At 45.6% G+C, this 15,038-nt stretch carries 17 protein-coding genes; 5 read left to right on the top strand and 12 right to left on the bottom strand.

Features of this window, described 5'->3' with window-relative positions; translation table 11 throughout:
• Positions 1 to 120 precede the first annotated feature (120 nt).
• The 9 genes from CYJ37_RS06935 to CYJ37_RS06895 all read right to left on the bottom strand — a co-directional run bounded on the left by CYJ37_RS06935 (position 121) and on the right by CYJ37_RS06895 (position 7,847).
• Entirely contained in the window at positions 121 to 1,197 is a 1,077-nt protein-coding gene (locus tag CYJ37_RS06935) for a sensor histidine kinase (RefSeq protein WP_101548731.1), read from the bottom strand.
• On the bottom strand, positions 1,185 to 1,871 hold the full coding sequence (locus CYJ37_RS06930; RefSeq protein WP_101548729.1) for a response regulator transcription factor: 687 nt from the start codon (positions 1,869 to 1,871) through the stop codon (positions 1,185 to 1,187). Before CYJ37_RS06930 ends, CYJ37_RS06935 begins: the two co-directional genes overlap by 13 nt.
• 15 nt (positions 1,872 to 1,886) lie before the next feature.
• On the bottom strand, positions 1,887 to 2,459 hold the full coding sequence (locus CYJ37_RS06925) for a class I SAM-dependent methyltransferase (RefSeq protein ID WP_009794483.1): 573 nt from the start codon (positions 2,457 to 2,459) through the stop codon (positions 1,887 to 1,889).
• A gap of 150 nt (positions 2,460 to 2,609) precedes the next feature.
• Positions 2,610 to 3,485, bottom strand: a complete 876-nt coding sequence (locus tag CYJ37_RS06920) for an SMP-30/gluconolactonase/LRE family protein (RefSeq protein ID WP_101548727.1) — start codon at positions 3,483 to 3,485, stop codon at positions 2,610 to 2,612.
• A gap of 426 nt (positions 3,486 to 3,911) precedes the next feature.
• The gene (locus tag CYJ37_RS06915) at positions 3,912 to 4,451 is read right to left on the bottom strand and encodes a PadR family transcriptional regulator (RefSeq protein WP_009794485.1); all 540 of its coding nucleotides are present in this window, start codon (positions 4,449 to 4,451) and stop codon (positions 3,912 to 3,914) included.
• Between the two features lie 44 nt (positions 4,452 to 4,495).
• Positions 4,496 to 5,686 carry a YhgE/Pip domain-containing protein gene (locus CYJ37_RS06910; RefSeq protein WP_101548725.1) on the bottom strand — a complete coding sequence of 397 codons (1,191 nt, stop codon included), beginning with the start codon at positions 5,684 to 5,686 and terminating at the stop codon, positions 4,496 to 4,498.
• A gap of 158 nt (positions 5,687 to 5,844) precedes the next feature.
• Positions 5,845 to 6,480 (bottom strand): DUF3885 domain-containing protein, encoded by a 636-nt coding sequence (locus tag CYJ37_RS06905; protein WP_101548723.1) that lies wholly within the window; start codon positions 6,478 to 6,480, stop codon positions 5,845 to 5,847.
• A 12-nt stretch (positions 6,481 to 6,492) separates the two neighbouring features.
• On the bottom strand, positions 6,493 to 7,296 hold the full coding sequence (locus tag CYJ37_RS06900) for a hypothetical protein (protein ID WP_101548721.1): 804 nt from the start codon (positions 7,294 to 7,296) through the stop codon (positions 6,493 to 6,495).
• 113 nt (positions 7,297 to 7,409) lie between these two features.
• Complete coding sequence (locus CYJ37_RS06895; protein WP_101548719.1) at positions 7,410 to 7,847, bottom strand: MarR family winged helix-turn-helix transcriptional regulator; 438 nt, start codon at positions 7,845 to 7,847, stop codon at positions 7,410 to 7,412.
• Between the two features lie 159 nt (positions 7,848 to 8,006).
• Here CYJ37_RS06895 and CYJ37_RS06890 point away from each other — a divergent pair, with 159 nt between their 5' ends.
• Together CYJ37_RS06890 and CYJ37_RS06885 are read left to right on the top strand one after the other, a co-directional pair.
• Positions 8,007 to 8,408 carry a CidA/LrgA family holin-like protein gene (locus tag CYJ37_RS06890; RefSeq protein ID WP_101549642.1) on the top strand — a complete coding sequence of 134 codons (402 nt, stop codon included), beginning with the start codon at positions 8,007 to 8,009 and terminating at the stop codon, positions 8,406 to 8,408.
• Entirely contained in the window at positions 8,381 to 9,073 is a 693-nt protein-coding gene (locus CYJ37_RS06885; RefSeq protein ID WP_165352629.1) for an LrgB family protein, read from the top strand. The genes CYJ37_RS06890 and CYJ37_RS06885 overlap by 28 nt, the downstream gene beginning before the upstream one ends.
• 56 nt (positions 9,074 to 9,129) lie before the next feature.
• On the opposite strand, the gene CYJ37_RS06880 is transcribed toward CYJ37_RS06885, so the two are convergent.
• The gene (locus CYJ37_RS06880; protein WP_009794492.1) at positions 9,130 to 9,549 is read right to left on the bottom strand and encodes a universal stress protein; all 420 of its coding nucleotides are present in this window, start codon (positions 9,547 to 9,549) and stop codon (positions 9,130 to 9,132) included.
• Positions 9,550 to 9,858: 309 nt separating this feature from the next.
• On the opposite strand from CYJ37_RS06880, the gene CYJ37_RS06875 reads away from it, so the two are divergent.
• The 3 genes from CYJ37_RS06875 (at position 9,859) to CYJ37_RS06865 (ending at position 13,749) form a co-directional block, all read left to right on the top strand.
• The gene (locus CYJ37_RS06875; protein ID WP_101548717.1) at positions 9,859 to 10,467 is read left to right on the top strand and encodes a lysozyme inhibitor LprI family protein; all 609 of its coding nucleotides are present in this window, start codon (positions 9,859 to 9,861) and stop codon (positions 10,465 to 10,467) included.
• Between the two features lie 856 nt (positions 10,468 to 11,323).
• A complete protein-coding gene (locus CYJ37_RS06870; RefSeq protein ID WP_101548715.1) occupies positions 11,324 to 12,100 on the top strand; it encodes an ABC transporter ATP-binding protein in 777 nt (258 codons plus the stop codon).
• Positions 12,101 to 12,102: 2 nt separating this feature from the next.
• Positions 12,103 to 13,749 (top strand): hypothetical protein, encoded by a 1,647-nt coding sequence (locus CYJ37_RS06865; protein WP_101548713.1) that lies wholly within the window; start codon positions 12,103 to 12,105, stop codon positions 13,747 to 13,749.
• A 40-nt stretch (positions 13,750 to 13,789) separates the two neighbouring features.
• Here CYJ37_RS06865 and CYJ37_RS06860 read toward each other — a convergent pair whose 3' ends face one another.
• Together CYJ37_RS06860 and CYJ37_RS06855 are read right to left on the bottom strand one after the other, a co-directional pair.
• Positions 13,790 to 14,245, bottom strand: coding sequence for an NUDIX hydrolase (locus CYJ37_RS06860; protein ID WP_101548712.1), 456 nt, complete (start codon positions 14,243 to 14,245; stop codon positions 13,790 to 13,792).
• An 84-nt stretch (positions 14,246 to 14,329) separates the two neighbouring features.
• Complete coding sequence (locus CYJ37_RS06855; protein WP_101548711.1) at positions 14,330 to 15,034, bottom strand: CPBP family intramembrane glutamic endopeptidase; 705 nt, start codon at positions 15,032 to 15,034, stop codon at positions 14,330 to 14,332.
• Positions 15,035 to 15,038 lie beyond the last annotated feature (4 nt).

Genomic DNA, 15,038 nt, shown 5'->3' with positions numbered 1-15,038 from the left:
ATTTTCTTGATGAAGAAGTATTGGCAATGAGCCCCTGGAGCTGAAAAATTGCTGCATTGCCAAAGAATTGGCCCGCTCCTTCTCCGAGAAAAATCCTTACTGACTCTTCCAGCCCCAAAGCTATATCTGGTGCTCCACCACAACTGTCATCCAGCCCTCTGCGTATTCCGCGTAGATCTTCCCGCCATGCAGCTCAACGATCCTTTTGGAAATAGCCAGTCCCAGACCTGTTCCCTGGCTTTCTGTTCTCGCTTTTTCGCCTACGACAAACCGGTCGAATAATTGATTCAAGTCGGCAACAGGAGGCTTATCCGTCCTATTGGAAATTTTCAGTACGGCCATGGAGCCTTCAGCATTTAGAGAGAGTTCTATTGAAGAGGGCTTCGTGCTGTATTTTATGCTATTCGAGAAAAGATTTTCATAAACCCGCACCATCATTTCCACGTCCATTAAAATCCGGACAGGCTCTCCTGTAATAGAAGAATGAACGGTGAGCTGCTCCCGTTCCATGATGGGCATATACTCGCCGGCCATCTGCCTTAATAAAGCTGAGAGGTCAACCTTATCCATATTCAAGAGAACATCAGGACTGGCCAGCCGTGTGTATTCCAATAACTCATTCATCAGTGATTTCAGCCTTTGTGATTTCGAATAGGTTGTTTCCAGATACTCCTTTAATTCTGTGCTGTCCTGGTATTGCCCTTTTCTCAAGAGATCCAGATAGCCGATAATCGAGGTTAACGGAGTCCTTAAATCATGGGAAACATTGGTGATCAGTTCATTCTTGGCGTTTTCAAGGCTTCTTTCATGCTCAAATCTGCTCTCAAGCTCCTTGGACATAAAATTGATATTACCGGCGAGCAGGGATAGTTCATCCTTCCCTTTGATATGGATGGTCAGGCCCAGCTGTCCTCCGGCTATTTCCTGGACACGATCGCTGATCATCTTCAAATAGAAGATTTTCTTGCGTACCAGCAAAAGGAACACCAGAATGAAGCTTAAAATAATTATTGTAAAAAACAGGAACATGGTGACATTGTAAATCGGCACACTCAGTTCTGTCAGAAATTTCACATCGTACACTCTGAAAATCATTTGAGATAGCAGAACCATCACCAGGAAAGATGCTACAAAGCTGATGGCGATAGACCCGAGAAGTTTAAAAAACAGCCTGTTTTTCAGCATCATATCTTGTATCCCACGCCCCAGATGGTTTTGATATAAATCGGATGCTTAGGGTCTTCCTCGATTTTCTCCCTGATTTTTGTAATATGGACCATGACTGTGTTGTCCGATTTCAGCAGGTCCTCTTTCCAGACGGACTCGTAAATCTTGCTGACGCTCATGACAATCCCTTTGTTTCTCGCAAGCAGCTCGAGGATATCAAATTCCTTCGGGGTAAGTCTGATCTCTTTTCCGCCTGCATACACCAGCCTTGTATCTGTATTGATCTCCAGGCTGCCAATTACAATCACATTTTTATCTGCTTCTGATTCTGTATTGTATTTCTTGTATCTTCTCAAATGGGATTTGACCCTTGCGATCAGCTCAAGAGGGTTGAACGGCTTTGATATATAATCGTCTGCCCCTGAGGTCAATCCCTGGATCTTGTCCATATCTTCCGATTTCGCCGAGAGCATGATGATCGGCATATGCTGCTCTTCCCTGATTTTCATGCATGCTTCTATGCCATCCATTTCCGGCATCATGATATCCAGGATAATCAAATCGAATGCCTGCTCTTCCAGCTTGCCTAAAGCGTCCAGCGCGTTCTCCGCCTGACTTGTCTTCAGTCCTTCGTTTTCCAGATATACCGAAATCAAATGCCTGATTTCTTTATCGTCGTCCACAATTAAAATATTGCCATCCACCCGTAACACATCCCATCATACTTCTAGTTTATCGTTGCTGCAGCTCAGTACATAAGCCGGCGGAAAATTGCGGTACTCCCGTTTAATGTCAATATTCTTAAAGAATTGCTCTATATATGCTTTTTTCAGCATTGTATATTGAAAGGTGATGAAACGCCCTTCAGGTCCCAGCAGCCTTCTGGTGTTATTTAAGATAGCATGGGACACAGGCTCAGGCAAACTTGCAAAGGGCAGTCCAGAGATGACAAAATCAATCTTTCCAAGTCCGAAGCTTTCAATATAAAAATCTATCTTCTCTGCCGACCCGTTAACAATAATCACATTATCTTCATTCTGATATTTTTCCTTCAGCAAAGAATAAAATTCCAAGTTGTTTTCGATCAATAGGACGGTCGCATCGGAGTTTCTGTATTCCAGGATCTTTTTGGTGAACACGCCTGTTCCAGGGCCATACTCAACAATCAATTTAGCGCTCCCGAATGCAGGATCACTGACCATCTTTTCAGCCAGATAGCCGGAGCTTGGCAAGAGTGCCCCAACTTTTCTTGGATGCTTTAAATATTGCTGCAGAAATACATGCCCTTTCATTTCGCTTCACTCCATCTGTCGAATTTATACCTTTAGCATAAATTCAAAACCTGAAGAATTTCTTAGGGAATTTATTAAGAATTATTAAGATGCTTATATAGTAGTATGGGCTGGAAAACTAAAAAAGCTGCCTTAATAGCAGCTCAGATTTTAACCTTTATAAGAATAAGCCGGACTTCCCTTCACATCCGTTTTTACCCTGAACAGCCCGCCTGACAATGGATACTCTTTCTGCTGCTCTTCGTTCAGCCCATCTCTTGCAGTGGTGATGTACAAGTCCTTTAAGTCCTCGCCCCCGAATGTACAGCAGGTCACATTCTTGGCAGGGACCTTTATTTCTGACAGCTTCTTGCCTGTATGAGGATTCCATCTCGATACCTTGCCGCCGCCATAGTGGGCAATCCACAGCATTCCCTCTCCATCAATCGTCATCCCGTCCGGTGCACCGTCTCCTTCTGGAAAGCTGATGACTTCAGTGCGGTTTTCAATTGCCCCCGTTCCGAGGTCAAAATCAAAGCGGCTGATCTTTTTGGTTGGTGTATCGATGAAATACATGAATCTGTTATCCGGTGACCACGCTAGGCCATTCGAAATGCCAAGCTGATTTAACTTTTTCACAACTTGCTGATCGGTATCCAGACAGTACAGCGCCCCTTCAGCACCTGCACCCTGCTTGTCCATTGTCCCTGCCCAGAACCGGCCGGCAGGATCGCACTTGCCGTCATTAAAACGATTAGAAGGAATATCGCTCTCTAATTCCTTTATTAAAGTGAGCTTCTCTGTCTCTAAGTTAAGAAGATAAAGGCCATCCTCCAACGCAACTGCCGCTTCCTCCGCATTTCTCGGAACAATCGTCCCTATATTCTGATCCAGCTGGATCTCCCGGTTTTCTCCTGAAGCCGGGTTAAAGATATTCACCTTTTTCTCCTTGATATCCACCCAGTATAGTAACTGCTTTTCTGCGTCCCAGCATGGGCCTTCTCCCAATGTGGCTTTTGCGTCCAGGACTAATTCCGCTTCTCCCATTCTTAACACCTCGTCAATTATAAGAATTTACTTTATTATAGACTTTCCCGGGAGGAAGCGGCTGGAAACGTATGAGCTAACAATATAAAAACGGCTGCCGAGTTAGTCGGCAGCCTGAAGTGCGGCATCTATAGGGGCATTTATCAATTTTTTTTCTTAGCTGGAACCATTATTTCGGCTTTACCCAGAGATAGTGGCTCCAGCTCTCTTACCTGGAACCACTATTCCAGCTTTTCCCTGAAATAGTGGCTCCAGCTCCCTCATCTAGAACCACTATTCCGGCTTTTGCCTGAAATAGTGGCTCCAGCTCTCTTACCTAGAACCACTATTCCGGCTTGTCTCTGAAATAGTGGCTCCAGCTCTCTTACCTGGAACCACTATTCCGGCTTGTCTCTGAAATAGTGGCTCCAGCTCTCTCCTGGAACGCTAAATTTCCTTTCGCTCCACCCGCCGGATCAGCTCTTCCAGCCAGTGAATCGTATGCTCCATCCTGGTGGAAACATAGCCTTCCATGAATTCTCTGATATTCTGCTGTGCCTCGCCGACATGCTTCTCGGCGTCTATGCTGCTGATCTGCTCCCAGCGGGCCTTGATGGCGTCCAGCTTTTTTTCCAGGATGGTGATGACCTTGCCGCGGTCCACATATTTAATATTGGCGATCGCGACGACCATCTCCCCGATCCCAGTGGATTTCTCGAATTCCTTGTAGATTTTCTTCGGCAATTCTTCACGGCCTTTTGCTGTGATACCGAACACCTGCTTATCAGGGCGATGTTCCTCTTTGATGATTTCGACTGTCTCAATGAGGCCCTGCTTCGCCAGTGTATCGAAGTGGTAGTACAGCTTGCTTTCCGTCAGCCCGCTCAGCTGATCGAGCGGGATCGGTTCGGAAAGCTGTTTTTTTAATTTATACGGATAATTATTATCCTCCATCAGTTTGCTCAATATGAAAATTTGTATGGACATACTATATCCTCCTGGAAGAAGACTCTCTTCATATCATAGCAAAACTAGGCGGTGACTTCACCTGCAGCCTTGAGGGATTCACTTGCGTCAAGCTCTGGAATCACGACCGGCGCCGGTTTGTGAAGGAACGCAACAATTGCGATATTGATCAGCATGGCAGCACCTCCGACTGCAGCCATGGACCAGAGGTACGGGCTCGGACTGATGCTGCTGTACATATTGGCCATATATGCCTGCACAGAGTAGTACATAGGAGAAATATGGCTCATCCATTGGAATGGAGCATACATCATTTCCCTTGAGATCGTAGCGCCATTGGCCAATGTCTGCATCAGCAGGATTGGCAGGTTCAACACCATGCCGCCCTCTCCGATCAGGAAAACCAGAACTGCTGTGAAGTTGAAGCAGACCATATAGTTCAGAATCTGCTGGCCGGCGATGCCGAAGAACAGATCGCCGCTTGGCTCATTGACCAGATAAGCCACTCCGACGGCTACAGCCGATGATACAACAGCGATCAGAAGAGCTGTTAATTGCACATAAAGAAACAGCCTGGTTTTACTTGCTTTGCCGCGGCTTTCCCTGAAAGCGGCGACCAGCTGCATCGCACCAATCATCGCACCAACATAGCCGGCCATTGTCAAGAACATCGGCAGCATATTATTATTCATGCCAGCTGGAATCTTATTGATTGAAATGACATTCCCGCTATACGCTGTTTCAATTTTTTTAGCCATCTCTGCTGCCTGGTCTTCCGGCAGATTAAAGTTCATCAGCACACCCTGTGCGGTTTGCTGTGAGAATTGGCTGCGCAGCTGGTTGTTAATTTCACCGACGACAGATTTCATAGTAGAAGAAACGGTAGTGGCCGAGGCTTCATTAATTGTAAAATCAATCCCTGTCGATCCCTCACCTTTTTGCAGATCCGCAGAGAAGGTTTCCGGAATTCGCACAACTAAAGCCAGGTCATTATGATTCAGGTCTTTAATGGCCTGCTTATTGCTTATATCTGTTTCAATTTCTTTAAAAGGCAGATTCTCCTGGAGCTGCCCGGCAATCTGGGCACCATATGCGCCGGCATCTTCGTTCACTATCGCAATCGGCATTTGATCGACATTCCCTGGAATCGCAGAATAGCCTGGGAGAAAGATGCCAAGCATCGCAGCTGCATAAAAAATCCCCATAAAAATCGATGCGATCGCCCCTCGTGTTTTTAGAAACTGCGTAAATTTCATTATTGCTTTCCTTCCTTCTGTGAAATTTATATTACTTTTACTAATATACTTTATTAAAAGTACTTTAATTTGAGTACTTTGTTAGTTTATTGTATCTTTTTGGGAAAGTCAACATAAAAAAAACTGCAAAGAGAGGCGCAATTAAGCACTCTTTGCAGTCACATATGATATTCATCAACCCATTCGCTATATTCACCATACAGCTGCCTTAAGCTATCAGTCCGGGCTGCAATAACCTCACATCCGCGGTCATCATAGATGAAAAAGATAATATCCCTCGTCATGTTAATGAAAAAAATATCAGGATAATAGGAAACCTCCGCACTGCCGAACCTTGGCTTCAGGAGGAAGTCTTCATTGCAGGCTGCTTCAATAAGCTTGCGGCAATGAAAATCACATTTTCTGCCTTTCAGATAATATCGGGAAGTATACCCGGCCTCTTCATCATTAAGCAGATGCTTAAGAGTTTCATGTATGATTTTATATTTAAGCTTCTTATTTATTAAGTAATGACCAAACACCTTTGTTGGCCTTTTTTTCGTTCTGTCCGTTTCGGGATGATAGATATTTAAAGCAACAGCCATTTCATCTTCTTCCGAAAAAAGTGACATAAAAATGGAGCATGCCTGGCTGTATACAGTCTCGAACAGATCCAGATTCAATTCCCCATCTTCCTTGAACTGATAGATTCCGTTCCCGAGTTCAAAGTGGATGCCAATATTCCATTGGGAGTAAAGGCTCGGCTTTAATATAAGATTAGGGAAAGTCCTCTCCAAGTAAGATTTGACTTCCATCAGTATAACCTCCTAAAACCAGCTCAAAATCAGCACAAACAATCCAACACCGCAGACCAGAATCTCAAAAAAATGAATTCCGACTACGACCATATGGCTGCTGTTTTTTTGATGAAAGCCGAGAAATGGGGCGTGCTGGTTGATATACAGGCAGGCACAGGACACCAGGAGAGCGGCATTGAGATGGAATTCTGTCCTGAGCGAGGTGGCATAAGGGCTGTAGCCTTCCTGATCAATCACAAGGCTGATTCCGTATTTCTTGGATAAAAGCAAAGACAAGTTCATCAGAATGAATACAAGGAGGGCGAGGCTGAACGGATGCCTGCGGTAATCAATGAAGCGCAGCCAGCGGTAAGCATTGCCTGGTTCATCATCTTCCTCCGGCTCGGCTTTCGCCATATAAAGAACGAAGCTGGCTCCAGCAGCAGCCGGGATCATCGTGAAAACTACATCGAGCAGCGGAAAACCCGGAAAGGCAAAAAAGACCACAGCCAGGATGATTACCACGGCAAGCAGCAAAGCCCAAATACGCTTATCTCCGTTTTGTGCCTTTGCCGCTAAAGGCTGGATATATTCCCTCATATCTTTTCTTTTAGAACCAGGGAAGCCTGAATGGCTTCCGCCGGCCTTCCCCTTCAGCACTTCCATAAAAGTAAAAGATATGAGCATAAGAAGAACTCCGGCAAAGAGCCATAGATAGGCGGCGAACGGATAAGGAGCAGGGTCTTCATAGCTGCTGATGATCCATATACCATCGCCAAGCAGGCATATCAGGCCGGCAAGCATCAGGTATGCTGATATTTTACAAAGAAGCATAAGATTCCCTCTTTTTTCACTCTTTTTCTCTTATTATATCAAAGGGAAAGCAGATGAAAATTCCCTGTCGGCTCCGGGTATGGATGCGCTTACTTTTTTTCAAGTCTTAAAAGCTACTCAAAGAACGAAGTATTGAGTCGCACAACCAGCTTTCCGAAAATCTCCTTTTCTTCTTCTGTCCAGTCATTTAGAACTTTGAAATAATGGGCCCTTCGGTTTGCGATATCTGCTGCCAGTTTTTCTTTTCCCAGGTCTGTAATCGAAAATACGCTTACTCTGCCATCCTTTGGATCGGAACAGCGCTTGATAAGGTCTTTTGATTCAAGTGACGCAGCCTGTCTGGACAATGTCGAGATATCAAGCTTAAATGCTTCAGCCAGCTCTTTAACGCGGGCTGGGCCGAATTCATCAAGCTGTCTGAGCAGCAGATAGGCTGAGCGCTCCAGCTGGCCGATCTTCTTTTCCGACTGCTCAAGATAGACTGCCTTGCGGATGAAGGTCGCCAATTCGTATTCTATTAGTTCAACGTCGTATTGTTTCTCTTTTGACATGCTTTCATCTCCTAGTATGAGTGGCACATAGATTGACAAAGATTAAAATGCTTGTATAATACAAATATATACTTGTACTATACAAACATTTATCTGAAAAGTAAAGTGATTTTGAAAGGAGGAACGCTGTTCTTATTTTCCAGGACGGCTATGACTATCATGAAATGGCTGCAAATTGTCCTCCAAATCTGTGTACTATACGCCTTCACCTTTACGGGTGATGTGATCCAGCGGGCTTTCCATATACCAATACCGGGCAGCATTATCGGACTCTTGCTGCTGCTTGCCTGTTTGCTGCTCCATATTTTGCCGGTCATCTTTGTGAAAGACGGAGCAAGCTTCCTGCTGTCGATCCTGCCTCTCCTGTTCATCCCGTCGATGGCAGGTGTCGTCAATTATCCGAGCCTGCTTTCCGCTACCGGAGCAGTACTGGCTGCCATCGTTGTCGTGAGTACGATAGCCACGATTGCCGCTGCAGGCCTGATGAGCCAGTTTTTAGAAAACCGTGCCGATAAACGAAAGGAGAAAAAAGCGTGCAAAGCCTTATCATCGCAATCCTGATGATTTTCTCGACCATCACCATCTATATGGTGATGGCTTCCGTATATAAGCGATATTCTTATCCTGTATTCATTCCAGTCCTGACTTCTACCATCATTATTGTCGCCCTGCTTGCAGGACTTCATGTGCCGTATAAAGAGTATATGACAGGCGGGAAATGGATCCACTTTTTGCTTGGCCCTGCTGTGACTGCCCTTGCCTATCCGCTTTATACTCAGCGCGAAGTTTTGAAAAAATACAGTCTGCCAGTACTTGGCGGCGTGTTCACGGGCCTGTTCACCGGGATGATCACCGGCATGCTGTTTGCTATGCTGCTCGGGATGAACCACGAGCTCATCCTGTCGCTCATCCCTAAATCGATCACCACGCCCGTTGCCATGCAGATTGCAGACGGTATTGGAGGCATTCCTTCCATGACCGTCATCTTTGTCACACTCGCCGGCTTCTCAGGTGTCCTATTAGGCCCTTCCATCATCAAGTGGGTCCGGATCCGCTCCTCGCTTGGCCGCGGCATCGCACTCGGCAGCGCCTCACACGGACTCGGCACCTCAAAAGCGTCCGAGTACGGCGAAGTCAGCGTCTCCATGAGCTCTGTTTCGATGACCCTGTGCGCCCTTCTTGGATCCGTGTTTGGTCCGGTTATTGTGTGGCTGTTCCATATTTAAAGAAAGCCTGCTTATCCATTTGGAAGGCAGGTTTTTTTTATATGCAAAGCCGCAGCTCACTTCACAATCAGCACCGGACAGGCCGCCCGCTTGGCAACCTTATGGCTCACACTTCCCAGAACGAATTCCTGCAGGACATTCAGCCCCCTGCTGCCGATGATTACGATATCAGCTTTATTTTTATTGGCATAGTCGACAATGCATGGGCCCGGGTCTCCATCCAGAACAATGATCTCATACTGTACTCCGGATTCCTTTGCAAGCTTTTCAACTTCTGCCAGCCGCCTCTTTTTCCCCTCGCCAAGATTGGCAGAATTCCAGTGGCTCAGCGTTTCCGACTTGGCTTTATCAGGATCGGCGACATAGACGATTTCAATCCTGGAACCCGAACTGCATTTGGCGATATGGATGGCATTTTCAGCAGCCCTTTTACTGTGCTCTGAACCATCTGTTGCTAATAATATCTTTTGGTACATTTGATAACCTCCTGATATTAAATTGAAAGCGCTTTTATTTGTGATATAAAGCCTTTCCTACAACTTATTAATGATTGTATCTATTTATATGCTGAATAGCTATGACGCAGGATAAAAAAATGAAAGATTGCTCTCCTGATTTCGGAACACACTGGCAGCAGGACTGATAGATCCATCCGGACAAGGAGTTTTCGTTATTCCCCCTCAGCTTTCCCAGATAAAAGAGATAATGTTACAGTATAATAGGAAGCCAAATCTATTAACTGGGCGCCAGAATACGTTATGAATTAAAAGAGGGGGTTTTTTAACATGGAAAACAAAGAAAAACATTACATAGCCATATTTGCTGTTTTATTAGTACTGCTATTAGCGGCTTGTGAAAGCTCATCTGGTGTATCAAACGATGAGTCCGAGAAGCAGCAGAATAATGATTCGTCTCAAGATGCAGAGCATGAATCTTCTGGTGCAGACTCTGCAGAAGATGACACAAATACCGGCAGCACGAATACAGATGACACAGCATCTGAAAAAGAAGAAGACCCTCCTGCCAATGAAACCGAAGATAGCTTGAAGGAAGAGTATCTCAAAAAACTGAATAACAGCAAAAAAGAAGCAGACGCATTAGAAGCGGCAGATTCATCAACATACGCTTTGAAAAAAGTAGAAAATGACCGTTGGGAAATCTGGGATGACAGGCTGAATGAGATTTATGGAGTTCTACAAGAGCGGCTTCCGGCAGAAGAGATGGAGTCCTTAAGAGAAGAACAGCGCGATTGGCTAAAGGAACGTGACGCCCGCGCATTGGAGGCATCCCTCAAGTATGAAGGAGGCACGCAGGAACATTTAGAATATGTCGCTGTCCTGGCCGATCTCACAGAAGAAAGATGCTATGAACTGGTCGAAAATTATATGAACTGATTCTTCCTTGGCGGGATTGCTGATAAACTGAAAAAAGGAAGTATCCTAAGGCATTGCGCTGAGCAATGCCTTTTTTGTTTTTTTGAGATCCCTCATACCGGTTCTTTGAGGTACTCTGGGGCAGGGGGTCTCTCTCTTGAGTGACTCATATCGGTTCTCTGAGGTACTCTGGGGTGAGCATTCACTCTCTTGAGTGACTCATACCGGTTCTTTGAGGCACTCTGGGGCAGGGGGTCTCTCTCTTGAGTGACTCATATCGGTTCTCTGAGGCACTCTGGAGTGAGCATTCACTCTCTTGAGTGATTCATACCGGTTCTTTGAGGCACTCTGGGGCAGGGGGTCTCTCTCTTGAGTGACTCATATCGGTTCTCTGAGGCACTCTGGAGTGGGCATTCACTCTCTTGAGTGACTCATACCGGTTCTTTGAGGCACTCTGGGGTGAGGGGTCTCTCTCTTGAGTGACTCATATCGGTTCTCTGAGGCACTCTGGGGCAGGGGGTCTCTCTCTTGAGTGACTCATATCGGTTCTCTGAGGCACTCTGGGGCAGGTTTCCCTCTCTTGAGTGACTCATTCCGGTTCATCGAGGCACTCTGGGGCGGAAATCTCTCTCTTGAGTGACTCATAACAATTCCCCGAATCACTCTGGGTCAGTAAAGTCCTCTTTTAAATGCCTCTTACAGGACTTCCTCCCGCACTTTCCAACCCGAAGTCCCCTTACTCAACTCGTTCAATGGCATCCTTCCGAGATCGTATACAACTGAAAAAATGGAACAATTCCCAATCCACCCTTTAGCCCCCCAGCACCTAATGTTACACTAATAATAAATGGAATTATTTTGAAATGGGGTTAGGGGTATGGAAGACATCATATTAGAGATTGAAGACCTGAAAAAGAGCTATGGATCGAAGCCTGTGCTGAAAGGTGTTTCTTTTCAGGTGAAGCGCGGGGAGATCATTGGCTATATCGGACCGAATGGTGCCGGAAAGAGTACGACTGTGAAAATTATGCTGGGGATTGAGGACGGGTATTCAGGCGAGGTGAAGATCTTCGGCCAGGATATATCGGATGGGAAGATTGATTATAAAAGGAAAATCGGCTATGTGCCGGAAATTGCCGAGGTTTATGACAATTTAACGGGCCATGAGTATTTAACGTTTATCGGCGAGCTGTACGGCATTGATTCTGACCTTGCCAGCTATAAGGCAAAGGCCTTGATGGAGCTGTTTGGCATTGGGGAGGTCTATTATTCCAGGATTGCTTCTTATTCAAAGGGCATGCGGCAGAAGCTGCTCATCATTTCGAGCTTATTGCATAATCCGGACCTCTTGTTTTTTGATGAGCCCATCAATGGCCTGGATGCGAACAGCGTCATGATTTTTAAAGAGATCATGGCCCAGCTGGCTGTGCAGGGCAAAACCATCTTTTATTCTTCTCACATCATGGATGTGGTTGAAAAAATCAGCAGCCGCATCATCCTCCTTCATGATGGCAGGATTGCTGCTGATGGCACCTTTGAAGAGCTGCAGCAGACGACGGAAGGCTCGCTTGAGCAGATTTTTAACCAGCTGACAGGATTCAGCGAGCATAAGGAACTGGGTGCGAGATTTGTTTCGATTGTAGGGGAGATGTAAGGATGCAGGACTTTCAGACTCTCAAGATATTAGACCGTTTTGAATGGATGTTCAGCCGCTTTGGCGTAGACTACAAGGTTATGAGAATGATCCTGCAAGTAAAGCTGACGATGGATGGGCGCCGTGTGCCGACCGTTTTTGCGCAGAATGCGAGGAAGGCAGAAGACAAGGAAAAGAGCAATCAGTATATAAAATCACTATGGATTTATGTTTTATTCGGGCTGTTCATGATTCCCTTTCTGCTGATGGGTGAGAACTACCTTTTTCAAATGAGCCTTTTTTATGGGATTTTCACCTTTTTTGTCATGACAGCGATGATTTCCGATTTTTCGACGGTCCTGCTGGATATACGTGATCGGAATATCCTGTTTCCGAAGCCTGTTGACCGCAAAACGATCAATACAGCGAAAATGGTTCATGTTGTCATCTATCTATCATTTCTTACCATCGCGCTTGCCACAATACCATTGTTTGTCGGGCTTTTTAACATTGGGCCTTTATTCTTCCTGACCGCAGTCATTAACATCATCCTGATTGACCTGTTTATCGTTGGATTGACTGCTCTTATCTATCTCGCATTCCTGAAATTCTTTGATGGGGAGAAATTAAAAGATCTTATTAACTATGTCCAGATCGGGCTTTCCCTGATGATCATGGTCGGCTATCAATTGCTGATCCGCTCCTTTGCTATCATTGATTTCACCGTCTCACTGGAGCCTGAATGGTGGCAGGTATTCATCTTCCCGATGTGGTTTGGAGCCAATATGGAATTGGTGCTGAACGGCAGCTTCCAGCCGTTCTTTATCATCTTTACAGCTTTAAGTATCGTGGTTCCGTTCCTGAGCATTTGGATTTATACGAAATTCAATTCGTCTTTTGAGCAAAACCTGCAGAAGCTTGCCTATCATGGCAGTGCTAAGGAAAAGAAGCGGAGCAAAACCGGCCGATTCCTCCTTAAGGTGCTTTGCCGCTCAAAGGAAGAAAGAGCATTCTTTAAATTTGCCAGCAGCATGATGAAAAATGAACGGGATTTCAAGTTGAAGGTGTACCCATCATTAGGGTTTTCCATCGTCGTTCCGTTTCTAATGATATTCAGCAGTTTTGATACAGACCTCAGCCGCCTGGAAGGCAGCAAATCATATTTATCTATTTATTTCAGCATGATCATCATCCCGACCATCATGATCCTTCTGAAGTATTCAGGTAAATATAAAGGAGGCTGGATTTTCAGAGCCGCGCCTTTAGACCAGCTTGGCCCCATGTTCAGCGGGACGATAAAGGCATTCATCCTTAAATTGTATCTGCCGATCTATTCTATATTAAGTGTCCTGTTTGTCCTGCTTTTCGGGGCAAGGGTTGTGCCGGATCTGGTTGTCGTGTTTATCAATGCCTGCACCTATGCGGTCCTTTGCTTCATGTTCCTGAAAACAGCGATTCCGTTTTCGGAGTCTTTTGACCAGTATAATCAGAACGGCAATGGTGTGATTATATTCGGACTGATGCTGTTTGCCGGATTATTTGCCGGACTGCACTACTTAAGCACATTGCTGCCGTATGGAATCTATCTGTATATGGCAGTTGCCCTTATATATCTGGCTGTTTTTTGGAAGCTGGCGTTTAGGGTTACTTGGAAGGATGTTCTTGAGTAGGAAGGCACAAGAAAGCCGCCATGGTTTGGCGGCTTCTTTTTTACTGCGACAGCGATTGTGCATATTGCTTTATAAGATTCTTTATCATAGGATTCAGCGCTTCAGGCAGCTCATCTGCTCTGAAAAATTTTGCCTCAGTCGTTTCCAGGCCGTCCGCTTTAAGAACGCCGCCTTTCATATCCCTCGAAATATAGGCGATTGTCACAGGATAAAATTCATCCCCGTTCGGTAATTTCACATGATGCTCTTTTCCTGAAATCACGCCGGCCAAATCAAGCCTGCCTATTTCAATGCCGGTTTCCTCCAGGACTTCCCTTCTTCCTGCTTCTTCAGTGGATTCGCCCAATTCAATGAATCCCCCAGGAACGCCCCAGCGGCCGTCAATCCTTTTTTGCAGCAAAAATTCTCCCATATCATTGATGACCGCTACTGCAACGCCAACCAATATGAGCGGCTCATTGCCTACAACACTGCGTAAATCTTCTATATACCCCATAGTCTCCTCCATCTCTTTCTGTATGGAGTATATTTCCATATCGTCAATCCATTCCCCTTCTTTTCGATCCCAAAAATTCTCCCATTATCCCAAACTGGTCAGCAACACCATAAATCCATTCGTCAGTCCGTGAATTAGAACCGAAGGCCAGATGGAGCCTGTCCGCTCGTAAGCCAGGGCGAAAAGAATGCCGCTGAAGAAATTGACGGGCATAACGTTATAGGTCGGGATATGAATGATGGTAAAGATCAGCGAGCTGAGCAGCAGCGCCCCCTTCAGCCCCATCCGTGTCCGCAGCCAGCGATACAAGAAGCCCCGGTAGAAGATTTCCTCATATATGGGCGAAATGACAGCAGCAGAAATGAAGGCAATGAGCACTGTGAAAAAAGTGACGTTCTGCTGCATGGCCTCAGTTTTGCTGTTTTCCCATGAGTTTCCTATGAAACTGGTAAGCACGACAATGATGACGGCGCCAATCAGCAAAGCCACTGAATATAGGCCTATAAGCTTCCAGTCCTTGGGGCTGAATGCTTTTACCCCTGCTTCCCTCCAGGAGAGCCTTTTTGGACGGAGGGCTATAAAGTATATCCCGGCCATTAACATAACAGCTATGGTTAATCCGGTTAATGTCCCGGCATATAGATCGTCTTTAAGCCACTCGGCATAAAGAGGCTGTACAATAAGCTTCACGACTCCAATTACAATAATAAATTCAAGCAGCATTAATAAAATGAATTCTCTCCAACCCCAGCGGTCCCGTGTTTTCCAATTCATTTGATCTGTTCCCATTCTT

The organism is Bacillus sp. UMB0728 (genome assembly GCF_002858875.1).
Classification (GTDB): domain Bacteria; phylum Bacillota; class Bacilli; order Bacillales; family Cytobacillaceae; genus Bacillus_AB; species Bacillus_AB infantis.
Note: the sequence above shows the minus strand (reverse complement) of the source record. Positions and strands in the feature narration are given on the sequence as shown.